1 protein-coding gene is annotated in these 248 nt (G+C 61.7%); it reads left to right on the forward strand.

Going from position 1 to position 248, the window contains the following annotated elements:
* The coding region (locus tag ACZ3HH_RS30865) for a DUF6586 family protein (protein WP_465810494.1) at window positions 1-248 on the forward strand (248 nt) is incomplete at both ends.

Genomic DNA, 248 nt, shown 5'->3' on the forward strand with positions numbered 1-248 from the left:
GACAGAGCCTGGCTTCTTCACCCAGCCCCGAGTTGGCCGAACTGGTTGAGTTGGCCGAAAATGGGCACACCTGGCTTGGGCAATTATTGGCTGCTCATGCCGAGCTATTCCGGCCTCCGCGCGCCCCGCGCGAGGCTAAGGCCGATCCTGGCGCTACCTCGCTGATCAAGGCGGTAAGTGTCGATGAGGCACAGCCTCCACTTGACCGGGAAACATTGGAGGGCTGGCGTCAGGAGCTGAAAGCACTG

Source organism: Pseudomonas sp. PME37.24/025, assembly GCF_055556615.1.